Source organism: Dietzia sp. UCD-THP (assembly GCF_000349585.1).
GTDB lineage: Bacteria > Actinomycetota > Actinomycetes > Mycobacteriales > Mycobacteriaceae > Dietzia > Dietzia natronolimnaea_A.
The window spans coordinates 55,898-78,451 of sequence record NZ_KB714668.1 but is presented as its reverse complement, the minus strand read 5'-3'; the positions used below and the strand labels follow the sequence as shown (position 1 = coordinate 78,451).

General features: G+C 71.3%; 22 protein-coding genes. 10 read left to right on the top strand and 12 right to left on the bottom strand.

All coding sequences use genetic code 11. From position 1 onward, the window contains the following. A partial coding sequence (locus H483_RS40640) for a recombinase family protein (RefSeq protein WP_193746916.1) occupies positions 1-371 on the bottom strand: 371 nt, incomplete at its 3' end. 269 nt (positions 372-640) lie between these two features. Here H483_RS40640 and H483_RS0120300 point away from each other — a divergent pair. The 3 genes from H483_RS0120300 to H483_RS37520 all read left to right on the top strand — a co-directional run bounded on the left by H483_RS0120300 (position 641) and on the right by H483_RS37520 (position 3,341). Further along, positions 641-994 (top strand): hypothetical protein, encoded by a 354-nt coding sequence (locus H483_RS0120300; protein ID WP_017838553.1) that lies wholly within the window; start codon positions 641-643, stop codon positions 992-994. A gap of 89 nt (positions 995-1,083) precedes the next feature. Beyond that, on the top strand, positions 1,084-1,443 hold the full coding sequence (locus H483_RS37525; protein WP_017838552.1) for a helix-turn-helix transcriptional regulator: 360 nt from the start codon (positions 1,084-1,086) through the stop codon (positions 1,441-1,443). Then, the gene (locus H483_RS37520; RefSeq protein WP_031265396.1) at positions 1,440-3,341 is read left to right on the top strand and encodes a cation-translocating P-type ATPase; all 1,902 of its coding nucleotides are present in this window, start codon (positions 1,440-1,442) and stop codon (positions 3,339-3,341) included. Before H483_RS37525 ends, H483_RS37520 begins: the two co-directional genes overlap by 4 nt. A gap of 63 nt (positions 3,342-3,404) precedes the next feature. Here H483_RS37520 and H483_RS37515 read toward each other — a convergent pair whose 3' ends face one another. The 4 genes from H483_RS37515 to H483_RS37500 all read right to left on the bottom strand — a co-directional run bounded on the left by H483_RS37515 (position 3,405) and on the right by H483_RS37500 (position 5,587). Then, complete coding sequence (locus H483_RS37515) at positions 3,405-4,664, bottom strand: IS256 family transposase (protein ID WP_031265395.1); 1,260 nt, start codon at positions 4,662-4,664, stop codon at positions 3,405-3,407. A gap of 109 nt (positions 4,665-4,773) precedes the next feature. After that, entirely contained in the window at positions 4,774-4,974 is a 201-nt protein-coding gene (locus H483_RS37510; protein WP_017838550.1) for a hypothetical protein, read from the bottom strand. Positions 4,975-5,009: 35 nt separating this feature from the next. Then, on the bottom strand, positions 5,010-5,411 hold the full coding sequence (locus H483_RS40425; RefSeq protein ID WP_007633541.1) for a helix-turn-helix domain-containing protein: 402 nt from the start codon (positions 5,409-5,411) through the stop codon (positions 5,010-5,012). Next, positions 5,408-5,587, bottom strand: coding sequence for a hypothetical protein (locus H483_RS37500; protein WP_238556424.1), 180 nt, complete (start codon positions 5,585-5,587; stop codon positions 5,408-5,410). Before H483_RS37500 ends, H483_RS40425 begins: the two co-directional genes overlap by 4 nt. Before the next feature lie 137 nt (positions 5,588-5,724). Here H483_RS37500 and H483_RS40420 point away from each other — a divergent pair, with 137 nt between their 5' ends. Continuing rightward, a complete protein-coding gene (locus H483_RS40420) occupies positions 5,725-5,856 on the top strand; it encodes a hypothetical protein (protein WP_017838547.1) in 132 nt (43 codons plus the stop codon). Positions 5,857-6,157: 301 nt separating this feature from the next. Here the strand turns inward: H483_RS40420 and H483_RS37495 are convergent, their stop codons facing one another. After that, entirely contained in the window at positions 6,158-6,469 is a 312-nt protein-coding gene (locus tag H483_RS37495; RefSeq protein WP_017838546.1) for a putative quinol monooxygenase, read from the bottom strand. A 107-nt stretch (positions 6,470-6,576) separates the two neighbouring features. On the opposite strand from H483_RS37495, the gene H483_RS37490 reads away from it, so the two are divergent. Next, on the top strand, positions 6,577-7,518 hold the full coding sequence (locus H483_RS37490) for a GlxA family transcriptional regulator (RefSeq protein WP_017838545.1): 942 nt from the start codon (positions 6,577-6,579) through the stop codon (positions 7,516-7,518). A gap of 242 nt (positions 7,519-7,760) precedes the next feature. Here H483_RS37490 and H483_RS37485 read toward each other — a convergent pair whose 3' ends face one another. Together H483_RS37485 and H483_RS37480 are read right to left on the bottom strand one after the other, a co-directional pair. Further along, on the bottom strand, positions 7,761-9,620 hold the full coding sequence (locus H483_RS37485) for an ABC transporter ATP-binding protein (RefSeq protein WP_017838544.1): 1,860 nt from the start codon (positions 9,618-9,620) through the stop codon (positions 7,761-7,763). Next, on the bottom strand, positions 9,617-11,365 hold the full coding sequence (locus H483_RS37480) for an ABC transporter ATP-binding protein (RefSeq protein WP_017838543.1): 1,749 nt from the start codon (positions 11,363-11,365) through the stop codon (positions 9,617-9,619). The genes H483_RS37485 and H483_RS37480 overlap by 4 nt, the downstream gene beginning before the upstream one ends. A 163-nt stretch (positions 11,366-11,528) precedes the next feature. Here H483_RS37480 and H483_RS37475 point away from each other — a divergent pair, with 163 nt between their 5' ends. Beyond that, on the top strand, positions 11,529-12,098 hold the full coding sequence (locus H483_RS37475) for a dihydrofolate reductase family protein (protein ID WP_017838542.1): 570 nt from the start codon (positions 11,529-11,531) through the stop codon (positions 12,096-12,098). A gap of 35 nt (positions 12,099-12,133) precedes the next feature. On the opposite strand, the gene H483_RS37470 is transcribed toward H483_RS37475, so the two are convergent. Further along, positions 12,134-12,880, bottom strand: coding sequence for a lytic transglycosylase domain-containing protein (locus H483_RS37470; protein ID WP_031265391.1), 747 nt, complete (start codon positions 12,878-12,880; stop codon positions 12,134-12,136). A 55-nt stretch (positions 12,881-12,935) separates the two neighbouring features. Then, positions 12,936-13,529, bottom strand: coding sequence for a TetR/AcrR family transcriptional regulator (locus H483_RS37465; protein ID WP_238556422.1), 594 nt, complete (start codon positions 13,527-13,529; stop codon positions 12,936-12,938). A 45-nt stretch (positions 13,530-13,574) separates the two neighbouring features. Between H483_RS37465 and H483_RS37460 the strand changes: the two genes are divergently transcribed. The 4 genes from H483_RS37460 to H483_RS37445 all read left to right on the top strand — a co-directional run bounded on the left by H483_RS37460 (position 13,575) and on the right by H483_RS37445 (position 17,395). Then, positions 13,575-14,804 (top strand): oxygenase MpaB family protein, encoded by a 1,230-nt coding sequence (locus H483_RS37460; protein ID WP_017838539.1) that lies wholly within the window; start codon positions 13,575-13,577, stop codon positions 14,802-14,804. Between the two features lie 117 nt (positions 14,805-14,921). Then, positions 14,922-15,554, top strand: coding sequence for a hypothetical protein (locus H483_RS37455; RefSeq protein WP_017838538.1), 633 nt, complete (start codon positions 14,922-14,924; stop codon positions 15,552-15,554). After that, positions 15,551-15,991 carry a hypothetical protein gene (locus tag H483_RS37450; RefSeq protein WP_017838537.1) on the top strand — a complete coding sequence of 147 codons (441 nt, stop codon included), beginning with the start codon at positions 15,551-15,553 and terminating at the stop codon, positions 15,989-15,991. Before H483_RS37455 ends, H483_RS37450 begins: the two co-directional genes overlap by 4 nt. Positions 15,992-16,069: 78 nt before the next feature. Next, complete coding sequence (locus tag H483_RS37445; RefSeq protein ID WP_017838536.1) at positions 16,070-17,395, top strand: alpha-hydroxy-acid oxidizing protein; 1,326 nt, start codon at positions 16,070-16,072, stop codon at positions 17,393-17,395. A 234-nt stretch (positions 17,396-17,629) separates the two neighbouring features. Here the strand turns inward: H483_RS37445 and H483_RS37440 are convergent, their stop codons facing one another. Both H483_RS37440 and mfd read right to left on the bottom strand, forming a co-directional pair. After that, positions 17,630-18,622 carry a MazG nucleotide pyrophosphohydrolase domain-containing protein gene (locus tag H483_RS37440; RefSeq protein ID WP_238556421.1) on the bottom strand — a complete coding sequence of 331 codons (993 nt, stop codon included), beginning with the start codon at positions 18,620-18,622 and terminating at the stop codon, positions 17,630-17,632. Beyond that, on the bottom strand, positions 18,619-22,296 hold the full coding sequence (mfd, locus tag H483_RS37435) for a transcription-repair coupling factor (RefSeq protein WP_017838535.1): 3,678 nt from the start codon (positions 22,294-22,296) through the stop codon (positions 18,619-18,621). Before mfd ends, H483_RS37440 begins: the two co-directional genes overlap by 4 nt. Positions 22,297-22,554: the final 258 nt, after the last annotated feature.

The window sequence follows — 22,554 nt, the reverse complement described above, 5'->3', positions numbered from 1 at the left end:
AGGTACCTGATGCACTCTTCGAGCTTCACGCGATCGGCGCGCGAGCGAGCCGACTGCTTCTCCACGTAGACCTGATCGCACTCCCCCACCGCCTCGAGCTGACGCGCCTCATTCTGATCCGCGGCCGACACCCGCACGTACGCCACTCGCTGCCCACGAGGACGCGAGGCCCGGCGAGCCGGCTTCGAAGCCGGCTTCGGTTTTGGCGTTACCTCGACGACGTTCTCCGAGTCCGTCGACTCCACCCGAAAGTTCCAACCCAACTCGTCCCGACGCCGGAACCGAGTCCGCTCCTTCCCGCGGCTGACGATGAGCACCTCCTCGCCACCATCACCCGAACGGTTCAAGAGCGTCCCGATTCGATCAGCCATGAGGAGACCCTTCCGCCCGGAATATGTATCAATAGATCTTAGACCCCACGGGAAGACGTGTCATATGTGTCGAACTAGACCCTGCGACACAGCAACAATGGTTGGCGGGTTGTCGTCCCACACGGGTGTACCCCAGATGGACAGCCTGCTCTCCCTGTAAGGCTGCGGGCAGCTCGGGCCAGGGATTCTGTAGGGAACACCGCCCTATCGGGGCGCTAGGGGTCATGGCGGGGCCGTCAGGAGGGCCCGCCGGGGATGCCTCGACCACGATGACGGCGAACCTCGACGCCGCGAACGAGCGGGCCGAGCGGATCATCGCCGCGACAGCGAAGGTTGAGGCGCGCCAGCTCTGGAGCGCCGCCGCCGCGATGCTCCTCGCGCTCGTGCCGCTCGCGATGCTGGTCGCGGGCGTCTGGATGGCCGCAGCGGGCCTCATCACGGGTGCTCAGTGGGCGCTGGACGTGGACGGGAGCGTGTGGCTCGGCATCGGGCGGTGGCTCGTAGTCGGCGCTGGCCTCGCCGGGGCCGGCTACGCCCTCTTCGCCTCCGCCCGCTGGGTCGTCGGCCTCGCGGAGACGTGGAAGGGCCGCGGGATGCCGTCATGGCCCCGCTGGCGGAGGTGACCCCAGCTCCCGAGGGCAAGCGCGCGGAGCGCGTGCGGCAGAACTCCCCAGAGTGACAATAGGTCAGCCACTACTGTATAGTTCAGTGCATGCTGACTATTGCTTCTCACCTCGACGTCATGAACCGGCTGGGCCGGGCCATGGCGGACCCGACGCGCTCCCGGATCCTGATGACCCTGCTGGACGGGCCGAGCTACCCGGCCGTGCTCTCGCGCGAGCTGGAGCTGACGCGCTCGAACGTGTCGAACCACCTGACGTGCCTGCGCGACTGCGGGATCGTGGTCGCCGAGCCCGAGGGTCGGCAGACGCGCTACGAGATCGCCGACCCGCACCTCGCGGCGGCGCTCACGGCGCTGGTGGACGTGACGCTGGCCGTGGACGAGCACGCGCCGTGCGTGGACGCCGAGTGCACTGTGCCGGGCTGCTGCGGGACGGGAGCGGGCGCGTGAGCGCGGCGTGCGGCTGCGACGAGCCGGAGACCCGGGTCGGCGAGGAGGCCGAGGAGGAGCGGGAGCGTCCGTGGTGGCGTGACCGCGGGATCATGGTCCCGGTGCTCTCCGGCGTCGCCTTCGGCACGGGCCTGGTCCTGGAATGGACAGGGGCAGAGGTCCCGGCGCTGGTGGCGTTCTGGATCGGCCTGCTGCTGGGCGCGTCGACGTTCACGCCCGGCGCGATCCGCAAGCTGTTCAAGGGCAAGCTGGGCATCGGCCTGCTGATGACGATCAGCGCGGTCGGCGCGGTGATTCTCGGCTACGTCGAGGAGGCCGCCGCCTTGGCGTTCCTGTACTCCATCGCCGAAGCGCTGGAGGACAAGGCCATGGACCGCGCCCGCGGCGGGCTGAGGGCTCTCCTCAAGCTCGTCCCGGAGACCGCGACCATCCGGCGGGACGGCGCGCCCGCGGAGGTCGCCGCGAAGGACCTCCAGGTCGGGCTGCTCATGCTGGTGCGCCCCGGTGAGCGGATCGCGACCGACGGCATCGTCCGCACGGGCCGGTCGAGCCTGGACACCTCCGCGATCACCGGCGAGTCGATCCCGGTCGAGGTCGAGCCCGGCGACGCGGTGTCGGCCGGGGCGATCAACACCGCCGGTGCCCTGGAGGTCGAGACGACCGCGGCGGGCACGGACAACTCGCTGACCACGATCGTGGAGCTGGTCGAGCAGGCGCAGGCCGAGAAGGGCGACCGCGCCCGCCTGGCCGACCGCATCGCCCGGCCGCTCGTGCCTGGCGTGCTGATCCTCGCCGCTCTTGTCGCGGTCATCGGCTCGCTGCTGGGCGACCCCGAGCTGTGGATCACCCGCGCCCTCGTGGTGCTCGTCGCCGCGTCGCCGTGCGCGCTGGCGATCTCGGTCCCGCTGACCGTCGTCGCCGCGATCGGCTCGGCGAGCAGATTCGGCGTGATCATCAAGTCCGGCGCGGTCTTCGAACGGTTCGGCGTGATCCGCCACGTCGCCGTCGACAAGACCGGCACCCTCACCCGCAACGAGCCCGCCGTCACCGCCGTGCTCACCACGGACGGCGTGGACGAGGCGCAGGCGTTGGCGTGGGCGGCGTCGCTGGAGCAGCACAGCACCCACCCGCTGGCCGCCGCGATCACCGCCGCCTCGCCCGGAGCTCCCGCCGCCCTGGAGGTCACCGAGCAGGCCGGGCACGGCATCGAAGGCACCCTCGACGGGGCCCGGGTCACCGTCGGCAGCCCTCGCTGGCTGGACGCGGGGACGCTTAAGGACCAGGTCGCGGGACTGGAGGAGCAGGGCATGACCGTCGTGATCGTGCACCGCGACGGGGTCCCGGTCGCCGCGATCGGGGTCCGTGACGAGCTGCGCCCCGAGGTTCCCGAGGTCGTGCGCACCCTCGCGGCCCAGGGCGTCGGGGTGACCATGCTCACCGGCGACAACGCCCGCACCGCCCGCGCGCTGGCCGCGCAGGCAGGGATCGAAAACGTGCGCGCGGAGCTGCGTCCCGAGGACAAGGCCGCCGCCATCAGCGAGCTGAGCAGGCACGGCTCGGTCGCGATGATCGGCGACGGCATCAACGACGCCCCCGCCCTGGCCGCCGCGGACATCGGCATCGCCATGGGCGCGACCGGCTCCGACGCCGCGATCGAGTCCGCCGACGTCGCCTTCACCGGCCACGACCTGCGACTCCTCCCGCGCGCGTTCGACCACGCCCGCCGCGGCAGGCACATCATCAACCAGAACATCATCCTGTCCCTGCTGATCATTACCGCGCTGCTGCCGCTGGCCCTGTTCGGCGTACTCGGCCTCGCAGCGGTGGTGCTCGTGCACGAGATCGCCGAGGTGATAGTGATCCTCAACGGGCTCCGCGCCGCCAGGACGAGGAAGTAGGAGGGATCATCGAGGTCAAGCCCCTGGTAGTGGTGTAACTGGTTTTTGATCCTTCGTTGGTGGTCAGGCGGGTAGTTGCATCAGGTCATCGGTGGTCACCTCCGTCTGCGAGCTGGTGTCGTTGTCGGTGGTCAGGGTGAGTCGGCAGCGGCTCAGGACTTCGAGGCCGAGGTAGCGGCGGCCTTCGGCCCATTCGTCGGTCTGTTCGGCCAGGACGGCGCCGATGAGGCGGACGATGGCGTCGCGGTTGGGGAAGATCCCGACGACGTCGGTGCGGCGGCGGATCTCTCGGTTGAGCCGTTCGGTGGGGTTGTTGGACCAGATCTGGCGCCATACGTCGTCGGGGAACGCGGTGAAGGCGAGCAGGTCCTCGCGGGCGTCGCCGAGGTGGTCGGCGACCTCGGGCAACCGGTGCTCGGTGTACTCGAGCAGCCGGTCGAATTGGGCGTTGACGGCGTCTGTGTTGGGCTGTTCGTAGACGCTGTGCAGCATCGCCTTCACCGCCGGCCACATGCTCTTGGGGCACACGGCCATCAGGTTCGCGGCGTAGTGGGTGCGGCAGCGCTGCCACGCAGCTCCGGGCAGGTTCGCCGCGATCGCCTCGACCAGGCCCTTATGGGCGTCGGAGGTCACCAGGCGCACCCCGCCGAGGCCGCGGGCGACCAGGTCGGCGAAGAAGGTGTTCCACGAGGCCGTGGTCTCGCTGGTGGCGACCTGTATGCCCAGGACCTCGCGGTGGCCATCGCCGTTGACGCCGGTGGCCAACAGGACGGATGCCTTGACGACCTGCTTGTTCTCGCGGACTTTGATCGTCAGGGCGTCGGCGGTGACGAAGATGAACGGCCCGGCCTCGTCCAGGCGGCGGTGCCGGAACGCTGCGACCTGCTCGTCCAGGTCTTCGGCCATGCGTGAGACCTGCGACTTGGACAGCGAGTCGATACCCAGGGTCTTGACCAGCTTGTCCATGCGGCGGGTGGATACCCCGGCGAGGTAGCAGTCGGCCACGACGGTGATCAGCGCCGACTCGGCCCGCTTGCGGCGCTCGAGCAGCCACTCCGGGAAGTAGCTGCCCGAGCGCAGCTTCGGGATAGCGACGTCGACCGTGCCGACGCGGGTGTCCAGGGGCCGGTGCCGGTAGCCGTTGCGGCGGTTAGTGCGCTCGGTCGAGCGGGCGTTCCACTCGGCACCGCAGACGGCGTCGGCGTCGGCGGACAGTAGGGCGTTGATCATGGTCTGCAGCAGCTCACGCATCAGATCCGGCGACGCGTCGGATAGGGCTTGGCCAAGCAGGCCTGCAGGGTCGACAATGTGGGGTGCGGTCATCGTGATGACTCCATTCGAGGATTCGGTAGAAGGTTGACTCGAAGGATCACACGGTGGCCGCTCTACACCCGTGTACAACACGGAATCGCAGACGATCTTGGCCACCGAGTTACACCACTCTATGGGGCACTACTATCATCTCGAGTGCTATAACTCCGACATGTGCTGTGGCGATCCGGTAGGCGCCGCGGGCGCCCCAGTCGGGTTCGCCGAGGCCGGCGACGACGCGGTGCCAGCGCAGCAGCTCGAGGAAGTGCGCCTCGCCTGTCTGGTCGGCCGCGTGTCGGATTCGGTCCACCAGCTCGTCCACGCCGGCACCGTAGCCGGGGCCTCCGACACCGGTTGTCAGTGCAGGTCGCGGGCGGCGATGAGGCCGGAGATGAAGTCGGCGGCCCTGTCTGCTTCGGCGTCGGTGAGGTCGTATGCGATCCCCGCAACGAGAGTGCGGGAGGGGCCGAGCGGTTGAAGGCCGAGACTCACTCGAGTGGTGGCCGACAGGGCTGCGCGGTCGGCGATGTACGCAGCGGTGCAACCCAGAGCATCGGCGATGGCTGCGAACTGCTCGCGGTTCATTGTCGGAGGGTGAGCCGGACGGCCTCGGGCGGCGGGGACCTGGCCCCGTTCACAAATGCTCATGTGGCTCCCGCTTACGCCGACGGCGAGCGCCAGCCTGAGCTGCGTCAGCCCGGCTTCCAGACGAACGGTGCGGATGGCCCGCCCCAGTGACCTCGCCTCAGTTGGCGTCATTGCCCCTCCCCCTCCGTGTCGGGTCGGATCTCAGCTACGACCGACCAGTGCCCGTCCTCCTGGGCGGCCGACACCACGGACGCCTCGGCCCCGTCGAGGAGTCCGAGGTTTTGCAGGCGACGGTCGAGGTCGATGTGAGCGTGCAACTCACTCGGCCCGGTCCCGATGAGGTACATGGTCGCCATCGTGCCCGGTGCTACGACTGTGCGGGCACCGCTCCTGCCGGGTACGCAGATCTGCAAGCACCCAACAGTTCTAAAATAGTCACATAACGCTCCTGGCGGCGGCGGGGACGATCGAGGAACGAGCGGGCATGGTCATGCTGTCTCGCCTGATCGCCTCCGCGACCAGCACCGACGCGGATGCGTCGACCTTCTCCGAGGTGGCCCGGGTCTTCGGGATCGACTGGATCCCTGCCGCGCGGCTGGCGGACGAGCTCAGCTAGGACAAGTTTCTCTCGCCGGCACGTAGCTGCTCGGGGCGGCGCTGGCGGCTCCTCCGGCGACGAGCGGGCCGGTTCTGGGGCCGTCGCCGTCACCCACGATGCGTGGGCGTGCTGGTCGCCGCGCGCACTCCGAAGTACAACAAGGCTCGGCTCCTCTGAGAGAGCCCTCGCCGGCTGAACGCTCGGACATCCTGTCCGTGTGCCGATAGGCCTCGCACCGCTCGGCAACGCAGCATGGCGTTGCGTCGCGACCTGGCGACGGCTCGCTCGGCGGGGCGCGATCGTCTCGTGCGTTGGCGGACTACGGGAGCTTGGACGCGAGGACGTCGGCCGCCAGGATCTCGGGTGCTGCGCCGAGGAGGTGCTGGTTGTCCATCAGGGCTGCGACTATGGCGCCGTTGGCGTGGGCGTCGCGAGCGGCCTCGTCGGGGAATGCATCGAAGATCCAGAAGGTGTCGGCGTGGGTCCTGACCGCGAACCAGACAATCGTTCCTGCTTCTTCGTTGGCGAGTGCGACAGCGCCGGCGAGCAGATCGGCGAGCGCGTCGTGCTGTCCATCGGCCGCGACGATCTTGGCGACGAAGGCATACGGAAGTGATGCGGGTGTGGACATGAGGGACTCTCCTTGAAATCGGGGTTCTTCGTGGGACGAGTTCAGCGTATGACGAGCGAGGGCCGGTGGGAAGTGGCGTATACGGCAGCATTGCTATTGTTTACGTCATGCGTATCGGACTGATCGCGATCGACGGCTGCTTCGGTTCGGCTGTCGCGTCGATCATCGACATCGTGCGGGTGGCCGACGGAGCCCGCCGCGATGTCGACCCGCGGATCGACGCGATCGAACTCGCCATCCTCGGACCGAAACGGCGAGTGACCACGACGGCATCGATGACCCTGTCGGTGGACCACCCACTGTCGGAGTCCGCAGAGTTCGACGTGGTCGTCGTCCCTGCGCTTGGAACCCTCACGGCCGCCGCTACCAACGACGCCCTCCAGAGCCGAGATGCTCGTTCGGTCATCGCCTCGCTCGGGCGCCTCGACGAGGCGACCACCCGGATCGCCGCGGCGTGCACCGGCGTGTTCGCTGTCGCCGAGACCGGACGGATGCATCATCGGCGGGCGACGACCAGCTGGTTCCTGGGGCCGGAGTTCCTGAAGCGCTATCCGACCGTCGCCCTCGATCTCGACACCATGGTCGTGGTCGACGGGAACCTCGTCACTGCCGGCGCCGCGTTCGCCCACATCGACCTCGCGCTCTCACTCGTGCGATCGATCAGCCCCGACCTGGCCCAACATGTCGCCAAGCTCCTCATCATCGACGAGCGCCCGTCGCAGGCGGCCTTCGTCGCCTACGAACATCTCCGGCACGAGGACCCGATCGTCGTCGAGTTCGAACGCTTCGTGCGCGCCCGCCTGGACGAACCGTTCAACGTCGCCTTCGTCGCGCAGTCGCTCGGCACCAGCCGGCGCACCCTCGAACGACGAGTCCGTGCGGCGCTCAACCTCACTCCGCTCGGCTTCGTCCAACGGCTTCGCATCGAACGAGCTCGGCACCTCTCAGCAACCACGGACCTCACCTCCGCAGAGATCGCGCTACGGGTCGGCTACGCGAACGCCGAGACTCTGCGCTCCCTCCTGCGTAGGGAGCGACGCCGTTCCTGACCTATCGGCATGCCTGTAGCCAGTGTCCTAGCGCTCGGTTGGAACCACCTCTCAGCACGTCGCGTCGACGGTCAGGGCGGCCGAAGCCGGCCGGCGGGGTTGTGTCGGTCAGGTCGAGGTCTTCGGATGGATGGCGTAGGAACCTCCATCGTCGGGAGATCTCGACGTCTATCTGCGGACCGACGCGCCCGGCCGACCTACACCCTCATCTGGGAAGAGCCGTTATTCGCCTCGCGGCACCCTCACACCCCGAACCACGCCCTTGCCAGCTTGGCGTAGCGACCGTCAGCCCGCAGCAGCTCGTCGTGCGTGCCGGACTCCACGACCCGGCCGTGCTCCATCACCAGAATTCGATCGGCGGACACGGCCTGGCTCAGCCGGTGCGCCACCACCAGGCCCGCGCGCTCGCGCAGGACGGCGGCCGCGGCGTCGTCGAGGCGGCGTGCCCCCGCGGATCCGGCCTCGGCGGTGGCCTCGTCGAGGATCACCACGTCGGGGTCGGCCAGCTCGACGCGGGCCAGTGCGATCATCTGGGACTGCATGGGATCGAGCGGGTGGCCGCCCTCGCCGATGACCGTGTGGATGCCGTCGGGCAGGTCGTCCACCCAGTCGGCGCCCACCGTCCGCAGGGCGGCGCGGACCTCGGACTCGGGGGCCTCGGGGCGGGGCGCCCGCACGTTCTCGGCGATCGTCGCGGCAAAGGAGTGCACCTCCTGCGAGACCATCGTGATGCGCTGGCGCAGCGCCACTGGATCGACATCGGCCAATGGCACCCCGCCCATCCAGACGCTGCCGCGCGACGGCGTCAGGGTCCCGGCCGCGACCAGGGCCAGCGTGCTCTTGCCGGCGCCCGTCGAGCCGACCACCGCGACGACCTCGCCGGGGGCCAGGGTGAGGTCCACGTCGATCAGCGCCGGGGCGGTCCCGCCGGAGGAAGCGTCGCCGGAGGACGCCTCGCCATAGGTGTGGGAGACGCCGGTCAGGTCGAGCGGGCCGGGCTCGAGAGTGGCGGTGCGCTCGGGAACCGGCATGGTGATGACACCGACCATCCGCACGAGCGAGGCGCCCGCCGACTGCACCTGGTCGACCATCCCCACGAGCGCGCCGATCGGGTTGAACAGCCGGTGGAACAGCAGCGCGGCGGTCGTGACGGCGCCGGCGGTGATGATGTCGGCGTCCACGAGGACAAACCCAACGACCAGCAGCAGTCCGAGGACCGTGACCTCGGCCCGGTTGTTGCGGGAGAAGGCGCGGGTGACGAAGTAGAACACCCGGATCGACAGGTCCCGCGCCTGCGCCGAGGCGGCGGTGATGCGGCGTAGCTCCGCGTCCTGGGCGTCGTACGCGTGCAGAGTCCGCGAGCCGGTGATCCCGCCGAGCAGCCGGCTGGCGCGGGTGCCGAAGGCGGCTCGCTCGGCGGCGTAGATCGGGCCCGAGCGGGGTAGGTACCAGCGCAACGTCGTCCAGTACATGGGCAGCGCCACCAGGCCCACGAGGCCCAGCCGCCAGTCGACCGTCGCCAGGCCGACCCCGGAGACGATCACCGTGAACAGCGACTGCACCACCAGCGGGATCACGGCGGTCGCGGCCTGGCTGATCTCGCGCGCGTCCTCGGCCACGCGCGAGACGAGGTCGCCGGTCTCGGTGGTCTCCACCTGCGCGGCGCCCAGGCGCAGGGAGCGGTCCATGACCATCTCCCGCAGGCGCGCGACGGTCGGCTCGGTGAGACGGGCCAGCCACGCCTGGCCCGCCCACGTGCAGCCCGCGCCCACCACGCCGGCCACGGCGATCGCGCCCGCGGCCGCCCACACGGCGGAGTAGTCCTGGCTGCCGGGCAGGACGTCGACCAGTCGGCCGATCACCCACGGCGCCACCAGGCCGGCGACCGCGCCGACCAGACCGGCCACGGCCACCAGCAGAAGGTAGCCGCGGCGCTCGCGCAGCAGCGGCCACAGCACGGCGAGCGAATCGCGGCCGCTGGCCAGGGGAAGCGCCGCCGTGACGCCGTCCTGGTCGTGCCGGTCGGGGCCGCCGGCCTGGGCGGCGCTCTCGGGCACGGCGGCGTCGGTGGAGGTGACGGTGCCAGGCTCGCCGCTGCTCATCGGTCGACCGCCGTCCGGTACGTGGCTGACGCCTCGCGCAGCTCGTGATGCGTTCCCGTGCGCACGTCGCCGCTGCGGGGCAGGTGGACCACGCGGTAGGCGGTCGCGAGTAACGGCGGCGAGGAGGTGACGACGAGCGTGGCCTGGCCCGGCCGACTCGTCCGGAGCCGGCGCACGGCCTGCGCGATCTGGAACTCGGTGACCGCGTCGACGGCACTGGTCGGCTCGTGCAGGACCAGGACGTCGGGATCGGCGTGCAGGGCCCGGGCGAGCGCGATCCGCTGTCGCTGGCCCCCGGACAGGTTCCGGCCGCCCTCCCGGACGGGGTGATCCAGGCCGTCGGGGAGGTTCTCGAGGAGCTCCGCGACCGCCGAGGCCTGCAGGACCGCCTCGGAGATGGGCTCCTCGTCGTCGTCGTGACTCATGGTGATGTTCGAGCGGACGGTACCCACGAACAAATCCACGCGGTGCGGCGCGGCCACCAGGTGCTTGGCGATCCCGGGGGCGAGCTGGCTGCGGTGGTGACCACCGACGAGCACGGCACCGGCCCCGTCGCCGTGACCCGCGATCGCCAGGGCGACGGCATCGGCGGCGGCCGGCTGATCGGCGACGAGCGCCAACACCTCGCCCTCGGCGACCTCCAGGTCGAACGCGCGGCCGTCGGGCAGGGTCAGGCCGGCCACGCGCAGCTCGGCGCCGGCGGGGACCTCGGAGCCGGAGTCGTCGACCGGCGCGGATTGCAGCAGGTTGACCAAGCGCTGCGCGGCGCCGCGCGAGCGGGCGAAGACGGCGACCATCTGGGTGATCATCCGGACGGGCTCCTCGAAGAACACGGCCACGCCCACCACGGAGACGAGCGTGCCGATCTCCATCTGGCCCTGGAGCACGCGGTACCCGGCGGCCAGCAGGACCAGCGCCAGAACCACGGCCATGCCGAGCGAGCCGATGCCCTGCACGCGCCCCGAGCGCTCCGCGGTGACGATGCCCGCGGCGGCCGCGTCCTCGGAGGCGGTGCGGTACTGCTCGGCGGCCCAGCGCTCGCCGCCGCCGGCCTTGAGCACGCGCAGGCCGGCCATGAAGTCGGTGGCGCGGCTGCTCGCCATGCCGATCGCGGCCTGCTGCGCGGTGCTGTGGCGGGAGATGGCGCGGCTGGGCAGGGCGACCAGCACCAGGCTGAGCGGCACGCCGACGAGCACGATGAGCCCCACCACCCAGTCGGTCCACAGCAGGTACGCGGAGATCCCCACGATCCCGATCACGGCGGACCCGCCCAGCGCGATCTGCCGGAACACCAGGGCGGCCACGTCGGCGTCCGCGGAGCACACCGACAGCACGTCCCCGGACCGGGCGTTCTCCATCGCGCGACGCCGGGAAAGCGGCACCCGGGTGGCCTCCACCCGCAGGTCGTGCGCCTCCTCCTGCAGGGCCCGGTTGCTCATCCGTGCACCGAAGCGGTACCCGAGGCTGAGCACCGTGAACAACACGATCAGGCCCACGACCGACCACAGCATCGCCCAGCGGTCGAGCGGGATGATCGCGGCGTCCACGATCACGCCGATCGCGATGGGCACCAGCGCCTCGCACAACTGCCACAGCGTCATGAGCACCAGCCCGGGCGCCCAGAGGTGCCGGCGGCGGCCGACCGCGCGGAGCAGCAGCCCGTTGGCCGTGGTCGGGGCGGGCCCGCCCGGGGTGTCCGCGGCGCGGCGGCGCGGCCGAGCCGATGGAGACGTCGGTGCTGACATAGGTGTGCGACTCCCGCTGTAGGTGAGGTCGGCCCAGGGTGGGTGAGGCCGGCCCAGGGGCCCCGACGACTCTATGCCAGCGGCCGACTTCGCCGTCGACCTCACCTCCTCGCGGTGTTAGATTTGGCCTGGTCGGAGAGCGTTTGCGAGCGGGAGTGGCGAGATGAGACCACTGCGATACTCGATCAACGTCACCCTCGACGGGTGCGTCCACCACGAGACCGGGATCCTGCCGGACGAGGAGTCGATGCGCTTCTGGGCCACCGAGATGGAGCAGGCCGATGCCCTGCTGCTCGGCCGGGTCACCTACGAGATGATGGAGGCGGCCTGGCGGCGTCCCCCCTCGGGCGAGTGGCCCGACTGGGTGTCCGAGTGGGAGGTCCCGTTCGCCGAGGCCATCGACCGGACGCAGAAGTACGTCGTGTCGAGCACGCTGGACCGGGTCGACTGGAACGCCGAGCTGGTCCGGGGCGACCTCGGGGACGCGGTGCGTCGGCTCAAGGACCAGCCGGGCGGCGGCCTGTGGGTGGGTGGGGTGACACTGCCCCGGGCGTTGGCGGACCTGGGGCTCATCGACGAGTACGAGTTCGTGGTGCAGCCCGTCCTCGCCGGTCACGGGCCCACCCTGATGGCGGGGCTGCGGGAGCGCACCCCGCTCGAGCTGGTGGATCGCCTGGGCTTCCGGTCCGGGACGGTAGCCCTGCGGTACCGGCCCGTCTCCGCCACCGCATGACCGCTGCGCGGCCGCCGCATGCCGTTGGACTGCCGCTAGGGCGCGGTGGTCCCCACCGAGTACGCGGCCGCCGCGTCGCGGACGTCCATGACGTACTGGCGGGAGGCGTTGTAGGCGAGCACGGCCCGCTGCCAGTTCTCGGCCTGCGAGAGGTCCCCGCCGTTCTCGCACAGCAGGCGGGCGGCGGACACGGCGGCGTCGTCGATCTGGTTCGGGTCGGCCACGCCGTCCCCGTTTGCGTCGCGGCCGTACTTGCGCCATGACTCGGGGATGAACTGCATGGGGCCCACGGCCCGGTCGAACTCCGTGTCGCCGTCCAGCTCCCCACCGTCGGTGTCCGGGATCCGCGCGAATCCGGGCGAGCCGTCGAGCTGGATACCGATGATCGGCGGCAGCGCGTAGCCGTCGTCGTTCAGAGTGGCACCCCGGTACCGGCCGTGCCGCGTCTCCACGTGCCCGATCCCGGCCAGTGTGGTCCACGCGAGGTTGCACTCGGGCCGGGTCTGCCGCATGGTCTCGGCGGCGTTGCCGTAGGCGGCCAGCGCCGCGACGGGGATGTTCATCTGCTCGTTGATCCCCTGCGCCCACGGCCGCAGCTGATCGGAGGTCCGGCCGGGGGCGTTGATGTCCACCGCGGGAACGGGCGCCCCGGCGGCGGGCGGGATGCCGGGAGGGATCGGGGGCGGCGCCTCGCGGGTGGGCCCGTAGGAACAGGCCGATGCCACCACGGCCGCGGCGAGGGACAGGGCCACAGCGCAGGCGCGGCGGGGGCGAATAGTCATCGAGTGCCATTCTGCCGAAAACCCGGCACGTCCCGCCTCGGGGGATTCCCTGATCTCAGCCGCGGTGCCCGTATCCCCCGGCCAGGGCGGTGAACTCGTCCAGCAGCGCCTCCCGGCTGATCCGGGGCTGATCCAACACCCAGCGCACGGCCACGTTCTCCACGGCCATCACGATCACCCACGCGCGCGCGGCGGGGTCGCCGACCGGGACCCCCGCCGCGGAGAGGTAGACGGACAGCAGTTCGCGGACCCGGAGCTCGAGCGCGTGCTGCGCGGCCCGGTGGCGCACGGCGGGCAGCTCCTCCCACACGATCCGCAGCAGCCCGGCGTCCATCTCCAGGGCGGTCAGCAGGGCGTCGGCGATCGAGCGCACCGTGCCGGGGTCCTGGACGTCGACCGGACCGGCGCCGGCGAGGGAGGCCGCCACGCGGTCGGAGATCTCGGCCGACCACCGGTCCATGACCTCGGTGACCAGGGCTGACTTGTCCGGGAAGTACTGGTAGAGCGAGCCCGGGCTGACGCGCGCCTGGTCGGCGACGCGGTTGGTGGTGAACGACTCGTAGCCGTCCCGCACGAGCACGACGCGAGCCGCCTCCACGATCCGCTCGACCATCGCCCGGGAACGTGCCTGCTGGGGGACCCTTCTCATGAACGCGAATTTTATGCGAGTAAATACTCGCGTCATAGTTGGGTCATGACCACAGCGCCAGAGCGAGACGCCGTCACCTCCCCGTACCCGACCCGACACCGCGAGGCCGAGGACCGCTCCCGCCGCATGGGTCGCGCCCTCAAGCACATCGCCCGCGTGGACCAGATCGACGAGCAGCTCATGGACCGCCTGGGCCGCGGGTACCTGGAGAAGGACGAACCCGGCGCCCGCCTGGCCCGCGCCATGCGGCTGCGGTCCGGTCAGCCCGGGGCCGTGAGCCGGCGGCAACTCGACCAGGCCCTGACGAGCGGATCGGCCGGACTGCCCGACGACGCCCCCGTCGCGCTACGCGAGTACCTCGCCCTCCTCGAGGACACCCCGGAGTGGGTCGACTGGGAGCAGATCGCCCGCGGGCAGCAGGTGTACCTGCGCCTGGGGCAGAACGCCGCGGACATCCTGCTGCAGCTCTCCCTGATCGGCGGCTACCGCTTCGGCGGCCCCACCGATCTCCTCGTGGCCACCGGCGGCCTGACCGGGGGCACCACGCTGCGCCGCCTGGCCGAGACCAGCCACTGGACCATGTCCCTGTCGATCCCCGACGGGCTGCGGCCGGGCGGAGAGTCGTGGTGCCTGACCGGGCACGTGCGGGCCATGCACGCCGTGGTCAACGAGGCCATGGAGCCGCGCTGGGACACCGGACGGTGGGGCCTGCCCATCAGCCAGAGCGATCTGGCCGCCACCCTGGGCCTCTTCGACGCCGTGGTCCTGCTGGGAGTGCGCACCCTGGGCGTGCCGGTCTCCCGCGAGGACTCCGACGCCGTGATGCACGTGTGGCGCTACGTGGGGTGGTTGCTAGGGGTCGACGACGACTTCCTGGTCGACCACGAACGCGACCGGCACCGGATCAACTACCACATCCTGCTGGCGCAGGCCGGGTTGAGCGAGGCCGGTCCGCAGTTGACCCAGGCCCTGGTCGCGGCCCAGCGCGAGCGCTCCCGCAGCGGGCCACTGCCCGGCGTGCAGGCGTGGATCGCCCACGAGCGGCTGCTGAGCATGCTCACGGTGCTGCTCGGTCGTGAGTCCATGCGCGAGTTCGGGCTGCCGGTCCGCCCGCCGTGGGCGCACGCCTACCTGGTGGCATTGAACGGGCTGCGGTACCGAACCCCGTGGGGCCGCGCCCGGCTCAACTCGTGGGGCGAGAAGGTCCGGGACCGCGAGCGCAAGCAGACCTTCGGGGACGCCGCCGCCGACATCGGCCGCCCGCTCGCCTCATGAGGCTTGTTCGCCTCGTGAGGCCAGTTCGCCTGATCACGGCCAGTTAGGCCTCTTCGGCTAATTATTCGTAATTAGGCTTTTTCGCCTCATGCCGGCTGAATGTGGCAGGATCGCCTCATGTACGTGGTGACGATCGACCAGCGCGGTAGCCGCGACGCCGACGACCTCGTGCCTGGACTGCTCGAGGCACTGGCGGAGATCCCCTGCGCGGCCGCCTTCGAGCGCACCGCCGGCGACGAGGTCCAGGGCCTGCTCACGGAGCCCGCCGCGGTGCGCCGCGCCCTACTCGTGGCGCTGCGCGGAGGCCAGTGGCACTGCGGAGTAGGAGCCGGAGAGGTCGACGACGACTCCTACGCCTCCGGCACGAGGGCCGGCCGGGGCCCGGCCTACCTGGCAGCGCGCGACGCTGTCGAGGCGGCCAAAGGACTGAGCAGCTCGGTCGCGGTGCGCGTCCCGGCAGCAGCGACGTCCGAGGCAGCCGCCTGGGCCGCCGACTGCGAGGCCGTCTGGGGACTCACCGCCCCCCTCGTGCTCGACCGCACCGAGGCGCAGTGGCGGGTCGTGGACGCTGTCGACCGCTCCCCCACCCAGGCCGCGGCCGCACACGAGCTCGACATCACCCCGGCCTCGGTCACCGGCGCGCTGCGACTCTCCCGCATCCGCGAGGAGCGGGCCGCGTACCCCGCGCTCGACCGACTCCTCGCCGGCGCGCACACTGCCTCCACAGGGGCCACAGGAGCAACGCGATGAGCACCTGGCCCGACTGGATCCCCGTGCTCATCGTCGTCGTCGTCAGCCTGCTCGCCTCGGCCGGGCTGGGATCGCCGATCGCCTCACTGGTCCTACGCTCCGCGCACGTGCCCGACCCGCCGACGGTCGAGGTCAGCGGGGATTCCCGCAGCCCGGTGGTGCAGCGGCGCGAGACCTCCGAACCGCAGGTCCGGGAGGTGCTGCGGGGCGGGATGTGGATCGGGATCCTCGAGAGAGTGGGACTCACCGCCGCGATCCTGGCCGGCCGGTTCGAGCTGGCCGCCGTGGTGGTGGCCATCAAGGCCCTGGGCCGCTATCCGGAGATCCGCGAGAACCCGGCCGTGAGCGAGCGGTTCATAATCGGCACCCTCGCCTCCCTTCTCGTCGCTGCCGCGTGCGGTGCGGCCGGCCTCACGGTGCTGGGCCTCGTGGGCTGACCTCGCGGTGCTGGGCCTCGTGGGCTGACCACGTCCCACGACCCGCGGCCGGATCGACCCCTCAGTAGGCTCGACCGCATGACCTCTGACTCCCTGACCGAGCCCGAGAACATCGCCCCCGGCCGCGCTCGCCAGAACACCATCTACCGAGCGGGTGTCTCGGGCATCACCCCCTCGGTGCCCACCAGCGCGGACAAGCTCGAGGCCGCCGCACGCCGCGCCCTGCGCCGCCGGCCCGGCGGCCGCAAAGCCTGGGCCTACGTCTACGGCGGCGCGGGCTCCGGGGAGACGATGAACGCCAACCGCGAGGCACTCGACCGGCGTCGGCTGGTCCCCCGCGTCCTGCGCAGCACCGAGCAGCGCGACCTGTCGACGAAGGTGCTCGGGCAGACGCTCCCCGCGCCCGTCCTCGTCGCCCCCATCGGCGCCGCGGGACTGGTGCGCCGCGACGCCGACGTCCACATCGGCCGCGCCGCGGCCGAGCGTGGGTTGCCGTACATCCTGTCCTCGCAGGGCTCGTCGCCGATGGAAGCCACCGCCGCGGCCATGAAGGATGCACCGCGCTGGTTCCAGCTGTACTGGAGCAGGGATGAGCAGCTCGTGGACAGCTTCATCTCCCGGGCGGAGGCCGCGGGCGCCGGCGCGCTGGTCGTCACCCTCGACACCACGACGCTGGGGTGGCGCCCCTGGGATCTGGACCTGGGCTCGCTGCCGTTCACACGCGGTGTCGGGATCGCCCAGTACACCTCGGATCCGCGCTTCATCGAGATGGTGGCCGAGCGGGTCGCGCAGGAGGCCGATCCAGGATCCGGCCCTGAGCCGGACGCGGTCAAGGTCACGCCGAAGGCCGTCGTGACGCTGCTCGAGATGGCCAGGAACCACCCGGGCGGCTTCCGCAGGAACCTCGGCGCCCCGGAGACCCGCGCCGCCGTCCAGACCTTCCTCGACACGTTCTCTAACCCGGCGCTGAACTGGGACCACATCGCCACCCTGCGGGACCGGACCCGTCTGCCGGTCGTACTCAAGGGCGTCCTGCACCCGGACGACGCGCGGCGGGCGCTGGACATGGGCGTCGACGCCCTCATGGTCTCCAACCACGGAGGCCGGCAGGTGGACGGGTCCATCGGCACCCTGGACGCCCTCGTGCGCATCCGCGAGGCCGTCGGCGCCGAGCCGACCCTGCTGCTGGACTCCGGCATCCGCAACGGCTCCGACGTGGTCAAGGCGATGGCGTGCGGCGCGGACGCCGTGACCATCGGACGGCCCCACATCTACGGGTTGGCCATCGCCGGGCAGAAGGGGGTCGGCGAGGTGCTCGACAACCTGCTCGCCGAGATCGACCTCACCTTGTCCCTGTGCGGCGCGAGTTCGTGGGACGACGTGGACGGCTCGTTGCTGGCCTGAGTGGGCCGGGTCGGCTGAGTGAGCTGAGGGAGCTGAGCCGCCCCGGCCCGGCACCCTGCACATCGCATCTCGAGGCAGGACCCCGATGCGTGGCCCCGAACTGACCGTCCTGCCGGCCGAAGTGGTCGTGGTGGAGGACCCAACTACCTCGCGCGCAACGCCTACCGGCGGCTCTTCCACCGCTGAGCCGCGAGTTGCGGGCCAGGCCGGCTCAGGCGAGCGGCTCGGGCCGGCTCAGGCGGGCCGAACAGGCCAGGCGGCGCGCCACTCTTCCGCGGTGGCGTCCGCGGCCGGCACCGCGAGCCGCGCTTCGGCCTCTCTGAGATCGTCCGCGAAGGCCCTGACCACCTGTCGGTACGCGACCTCGGCGGAACCGGACTCAGAACCGGAGGCGGAGCCGAGCCCGGACCCGGACTCAGAACCAGATACGGTCTGCGCGCCCGGACCGTCGTCGCGCCCCCCGGCAGCGTTCTCGTGGAACAGGCCCGCCGCGTGCACATGCACCACCCTCATCCGCGAGGGCACCAGGTCGTCGGGCACCCCCGCCGCGCGGGCGCGGGCCAGCACCTTCTGCCCCAGGGCGAGGGCCGGCATGTCCCAGGGGATCCCGTCGACAACTCCCCGCGGCGGGCGGTCAGCGCGTTCGGCGGCCTTGGCCTCCTGCCACAGGCGGTCCTGCTCGGCGGCGTCGAGGCCGGCCGCGCCGTCAGTGGTGAACCAGTAGGGCGCGCGCCGACGCAGCTTGTCCAGCAGAGCCCCGGCGACGTCGTGGATGTCGAACGACCCCTCGTCCCGCTCCTCGCCGATCGCGGCGTGGAACAGCACCTGCAGGAGCAGGTCACCCAGCTCGGAGACCAGCTCATCGCGGTCGCCGTCGGCCACGGCGTCGACCAGTTCCCACGACTCTTCGAGCAGGTACGGCAGCAGCGAAGCGTGGGTCTGGGCGGCCTCCCACTCGCCGTCGCGGCGGATCCGGCCCATCACCTCGACCGCCTCGGCGAGCCGATCCCCCGCGGCCGGCCCATCGCCCGGCCCCGCGCCCGCGCCCGTCGAGAAGAGCGTTCCGCACGCATCGGCCGAGTGGATCTGTGCGGAACGCTCTTTTCGATGAGCGCCGGGGCCGGGGCCGGGGCCGGGGCCGGGGCCGCGGCCGGAGCTGCGGCCGGGCTCGCGACCGGGCTCGCGACCGGACTCGCGGCCGGGCTCGCGACCGGGCTCGGGACTCACACCGACACCGGCTCCGCCTGGATCACCGGGTGCGAGCCCTCCGGATCCCCGGCCATCGCGGTGAGGAAGTCGGCCGCGTACTGCAGCATCTCGTCGTCGCGCGCCTTCTCCGGTCCGGCACCCGCGCGCGCGCCTGCCGCTTTGGGCAACGGCAGCAGCACGGTCTTCTGCGTGGCCCGGTACTGGGCGGCCGGGTACATGCGCTTGAGCCGGATCTGCTGGGAGTCGAGCAGGTCGAGCGGTCCCACGCGCAGGCGGGAGCCGGCCAGCACGATCTCCCGCACCTTGTACTTCTGGCACACGAGCCGCAGCCGCGACACCGAGACCACGCGTCGGGCCTCGGCGGGCATGGGCCCGTAGCGGTCCACCAGCTCCTCGACCACCGCGTCGATGTCCTCGGGAGCCCGCGCCTGGGACAGCTTGCGGTACGCCTCGAGCCGCAGCCGGTCGCCGTCGACGTACTCGACCGGGATGTAGGCGTCGACGGGCAGCTCGATTCGGATCTCGCCCACCTCCTCCTCGACCTCCACGGATTCGCCGTCGGCGATCGCGCGGTACGCCTCCACCGCCTCGCCCACCAGACGGATGTAGAGGTCAAAGCCGACGCCGGCGATGTGCCCGGACTGCTCGGCGCCCAGCACGTTGCCGGCGCCGCGTAGCTCGAGGTCCTTCATCGCCACGGCCATGCCGGCACCCAGGTCGTTGTTCTGCGCGATGGTCGCCAACCGGTCATAGGCGGTCTCGGTGAGCGGTTTCTCCGGGTCGTAGAGGAAATAGGCGTACCCGCGCTCACGCGACCGGCCCACGCGCCCGCGCAGCTGATGCATCTGCGACAGACCCAGCTGGTCGGAGCGGTCCACGATCAAAGTGTTGGCGTTGGAGATGTCCAGGCCGGTCTCGACGATGGTCGTGCACACCAGCACGTCGTACTCGCGGTTCCAGAACCCGCCGACGGTCTGCTCGAGCTGCTCCTCCCCCATCTGCCCGTGGGCCACCACCACGCGCGCTTCGGGCACGAGGTCGCGGATCTTCGCGGCGGTGGCATCGATGGTCCGCACCCGGTTGTGCACGTAGAACACCTGACCCTCGCGCAGCAGCTCGCGGCGGATGGCGGCGGCGACGTGCTTGTCCGAGTGCGCGCCCACGTAGGTGAGCACGGGCAGGCGCTCCTCGGGCGGGGTGAGGATCTGGCTCATCTCCCGGATCCCTGCCAGCGACATCTCCAGCGTCCGCGGGATGGGCGTGGCGGACATGGTCAGCACGTCCACGTGGGTCCGCAGCGAGGTGATGTGTTCCTTGTGCTCCACACCGAAGCGCTGCTCCTCGTCCACCACCACCAGGCCGAGGTTCTTCCAGCGCACGCCCGTCGCGAGCAGGCGGTGGGTGCCGATCACCACGTCCACCGTGCCGTCGGCCAGGCCCTTGAGGATCTCCTTGGCCTCCGCGTCGGAGGTGAACCGGCTCAGGCCCTTGACGGTCACCGGGAACCCGGTCATGCGCTCGACGAAGGTCGCCTGGTGTTGCTGGGCCAGCAGCGTGGTGGGCACGAGCACGGCCACCTGGGTGCCGTCCTGTACGGCCTTGAACGCCGCCCGCACGGCCACCTCGGTCTTGCCGTAGCCCACGTCGCCCACCACCACGCGGTCCATGGGGGCGGTCTTCTCCATGTCCCCCTTGACCTCTTCGATCGCCGTGAGCTGGTCGACGGTCTCGGTGAACGGGAACGCGTCCTCCATCTCCCGCTGCCACGGGGTGTCGGGGCCGAAGGCACGGCCGGGTGCGGACTGCCGCTTGGCGTAGAGCTGCACCAGCTCGGTGGCGATCTCGCGGACCGCCTTGCGGGCCTTGCGCTTGGTGTTCTGCCAGTCGGCGCCGCCCATCTTGCTCAGCGTCGGCGCCTCCCCGCCCACGTAGCGGCTCAGCTGGCCGAGGGACTCCATGGGGACGAACAGGCGGTCGCCCGCGCCGCCGCGCTTGCCGGGCGCGTACTCGATCACCACGTATTCGCGCCGACTCGAGCCGTCCCCGCCGCGCACCTGCCGCTCGACCATTTCGACGAACCGGCCGATGCCGTGCTGGTCGTGCACCACCCAGTCGCCGGCCTTGAGGGCCAGCGGATCCACCTGGTTGCGGCGCTTGGCGTGGCGTGCCTTGGGGCGCGCGGTGGCGCCGAGTCGGTTGCCGGTGAGATCGGTCTCGGAGACGACGACGAGGTGGTCCCCCTGCTCCCCGGAGTCGGCCGCCAGCGCGAACCCCCCGTGCAGGATCGCCTCGTACACCGACACCACGCCGGGGGCGGGCTCGGATCCCGCCGGCGCGGCGGTGGCCGGGACCTCGGCCTCGGATAGGCGCTCCAGCACGCGGTCGACGGTGCCGTGGCCCGGGACCACCACGGCCGCCCGGCCACCGGAGGCCATGAGCGCCCGGAGCCGGACGAACATGGCCTGCATCTCAGAGTCCTTGCCGCGCGGCGCGGGCGGGTCGCCGGCGGGTGCGTCCACCACCAGGCCGTCGTCGGGGTCGGTGAGGAATCCCGGGGGGACCAGCTGCCACCAGGGCACGCCGGCGGCGCTGGCCTCGGAGCGAACGGCCGAGAAGGTGCGGTAGCCCGAGCCCGACAGGTCCAGGGTCTCGCTGTCCACGGGGGCGTCGCCGCCCATGGTGGCGGCGGTCCACGAGGCCTCGAGGAACTCGCGGCCCGCGGAGGCCAGGTCGGCGGCGCGGCGACGGACCTTGTCCGGGTCGCACACCACCACGCGGGTGCCGGCGGGCATGAGCATCGGCAGCGTGGCCATCTCCTCCGGCACGAGCACCGAGGTCAGCGCCTCCATGCCGTCGCGGGGGATGCCCTCGGCCAACGAGTCCAGCAGCTCCGCCAGGGTGGGGTTCTCGCGGTGCGCCTCGGCCAGCTGCTGTGCGCGCTCGCGGACGTCCTCGTCAAGGAGCAGCTCCCGGCAGGGGAACAACACGGCCGAGTCGACCTCTCCCTCGGGCAGGGAGCGCTGGTCGGCCACGGAGAACTCGCGGATCTCGGCGATCGTGTCCCCGTCGAACTCCACGCGCAGCGGGTGGTCGGCGGTGGTGGGGAACACATCGACGATGCCGCCGCGCACCGCCACGTCACCGCGGCGGGCCACCATGTCCTCGCGGCTGTAGGCGAACTCGGTCAGGGTCGCCAGAAAATGCGCGGGGTCGAGCTCGGCGCCGCGGGCCAGTCGGATCGGCTCCCGGCGGGCCGCCCCCGGAGAGATGGGCTGCACCACCGACCGCGCCGCCGCCACGACGATCCTGGGAGCTCGCCCGGCCATCACCGAGTTCAGGACCTGCAGCCGGCGACCGATCGTGTCGGAGGCGGGCGACAGGCGCTCGTGCGGAAGCGTCTCCCAGCTGGGGAACTGCGCCACAGCCCCATGTGACTGGCTGGGGTCGTCGACAAGCCCCGCCAGCTCGTCGGCCAGCTCCTCGCACTCGCGCTCGGTGGCCGTCACCACCAACAACGGTGCGCGCTCGGCCAGGGTCGCCACCAGGAACGGCCGCAGGGCCTCCGCGGACCGGACCACCGCGGCGTCCCGGTCCAGGCCCGCCCGCAGATCGGCCAGCGCCGGGTTCGCGGCGACCGCCCCGGCCAGGCCGGACAGAACTGCGGTCGTGGGGCTGCTGACAGTGGTCGTCACGCGTGTGAGTCCTCCAGGTGGGGCGGGCGCGGCGGACGGGGCCGCACGGAGAGCACCAGTGTAATCAGGCTCGACACCGGCGAGCGCGGGCGTGACCCCGCTCACCTGACCCCGTCGTCGAGGGGCGAGGCCCCGCCCTTGTGTTACGTCGACGCCGGACGGGTTATTCCAATCGCAACCACCCGGTAACGGACCGACACGCAGCGGTAACGCGGCGGGCGTGTACTCGCTGCCATGTCACCGGAACCCCTCCGGTGA

Coding starts and splice junctions, on each gene's coding strand:
- H483_RS37525 (WP_017838552.1), top strand. CDS start 1,084: ATGCTGACTATTGCTTCTCACCTCGACGTCATGAACCGGCTGGGCCGG.
- H483_RS37485 (WP_017838544.1), bottom strand. CDS start 9,620: ATGAGCAGCGGCGAGCCTGGCACCGTCACCTCCACCGACGCCGCCGTG.
- H483_RS37460 (WP_017838539.1), top strand. CDS start 13,575: ATGACCACAGCGCCAGAGCGAGACGCCGTCACCTCCCCGTACCCGACC.
- H483_RS37490 (WP_017838545.1), top strand. CDS start 6,577: ATGCGTATCGGACTGATCGCGATCGACGGCTGCTTCGGTTCGGCTGTC.
- H483_RS37515 (WP_031265395.1), bottom strand. CDS start 4,664: ATGACCGCACCCCACATTGTCGACCCTGCAGGCCTGCTTGGCCAAGCC.
- H483_RS0120300 (WP_017838553.1), top strand. CDS start 641: ATGACGGCGAACCTCGACGCCGCGAACGAGCGGGCCGAGCGGATCATC.
- H483_RS37495 (WP_017838546.1), bottom strand. CDS start 6,469: ATGTCCACACCCGCATCACTTCCGTATGCCTTCGTCGCCAAGATCGTC.
- H483_RS40425 (WP_007633541.1), bottom strand. CDS start 5,411: ATGACGCCAACTGAGGCGAGGTCACTGGGGCGGGCCATCCGCACCGTT.
- H483_RS40420 (WP_017838547.1), top strand. CDS start 5,725: ATGGTCATGCTGTCTCGCCTGATCGCCTCCGCGACCAGCACCGACGCG.
- H483_RS37465 (WP_238556422.1), bottom strand. CDS start 13,529: ATGAGAAGGGTCCCCCAGCAGGCACGTTCCCGGGCGATGGTCGAGCGG.
- H483_RS37475 (WP_017838542.1), top strand. CDS start 11,529: ATGAGACCACTGCGATACTCGATCAACGTCACCCTCGACGGGTGCGTC.
- H483_RS37450 (WP_017838537.1), top strand. CDS start 15,551: ATGAGCACCTGGCCCGACTGGATCCCCGTGCTCATCGTCGTCGTCGTC.
- H483_RS37480 (WP_017838543.1), bottom strand. CDS start 11,365: ATGTCAGCACCGACGTCTCCATCGGCTCGGCCGCGCCGCCGCGCCGCG.
- H483_RS37470 (WP_031265391.1), bottom strand. CDS start 12,880: ATGACTATTCGCCCCCGCCGCGCCTGCGCTGTGGCCCTGTCCCTCGCC.
- H483_RS37455 (WP_017838538.1), top strand. CDS start 14,922: ATGTACGTGGTGACGATCGACCAGCGCGGTAGCCGCGACGCCGACGAC.
- H483_RS37500 (WP_238556424.1), bottom strand. CDS start 5,587: ATGTACCTCATCGGGACCGGGCCGAGTGAGTTGCACGCTCACATCGAC.
- H483_RS37445 (WP_017838536.1), top strand. CDS start 16,070: ATGACCTCTGACTCCCTGACCGAGCCCGAGAACATCGCCCCCGGCCGC.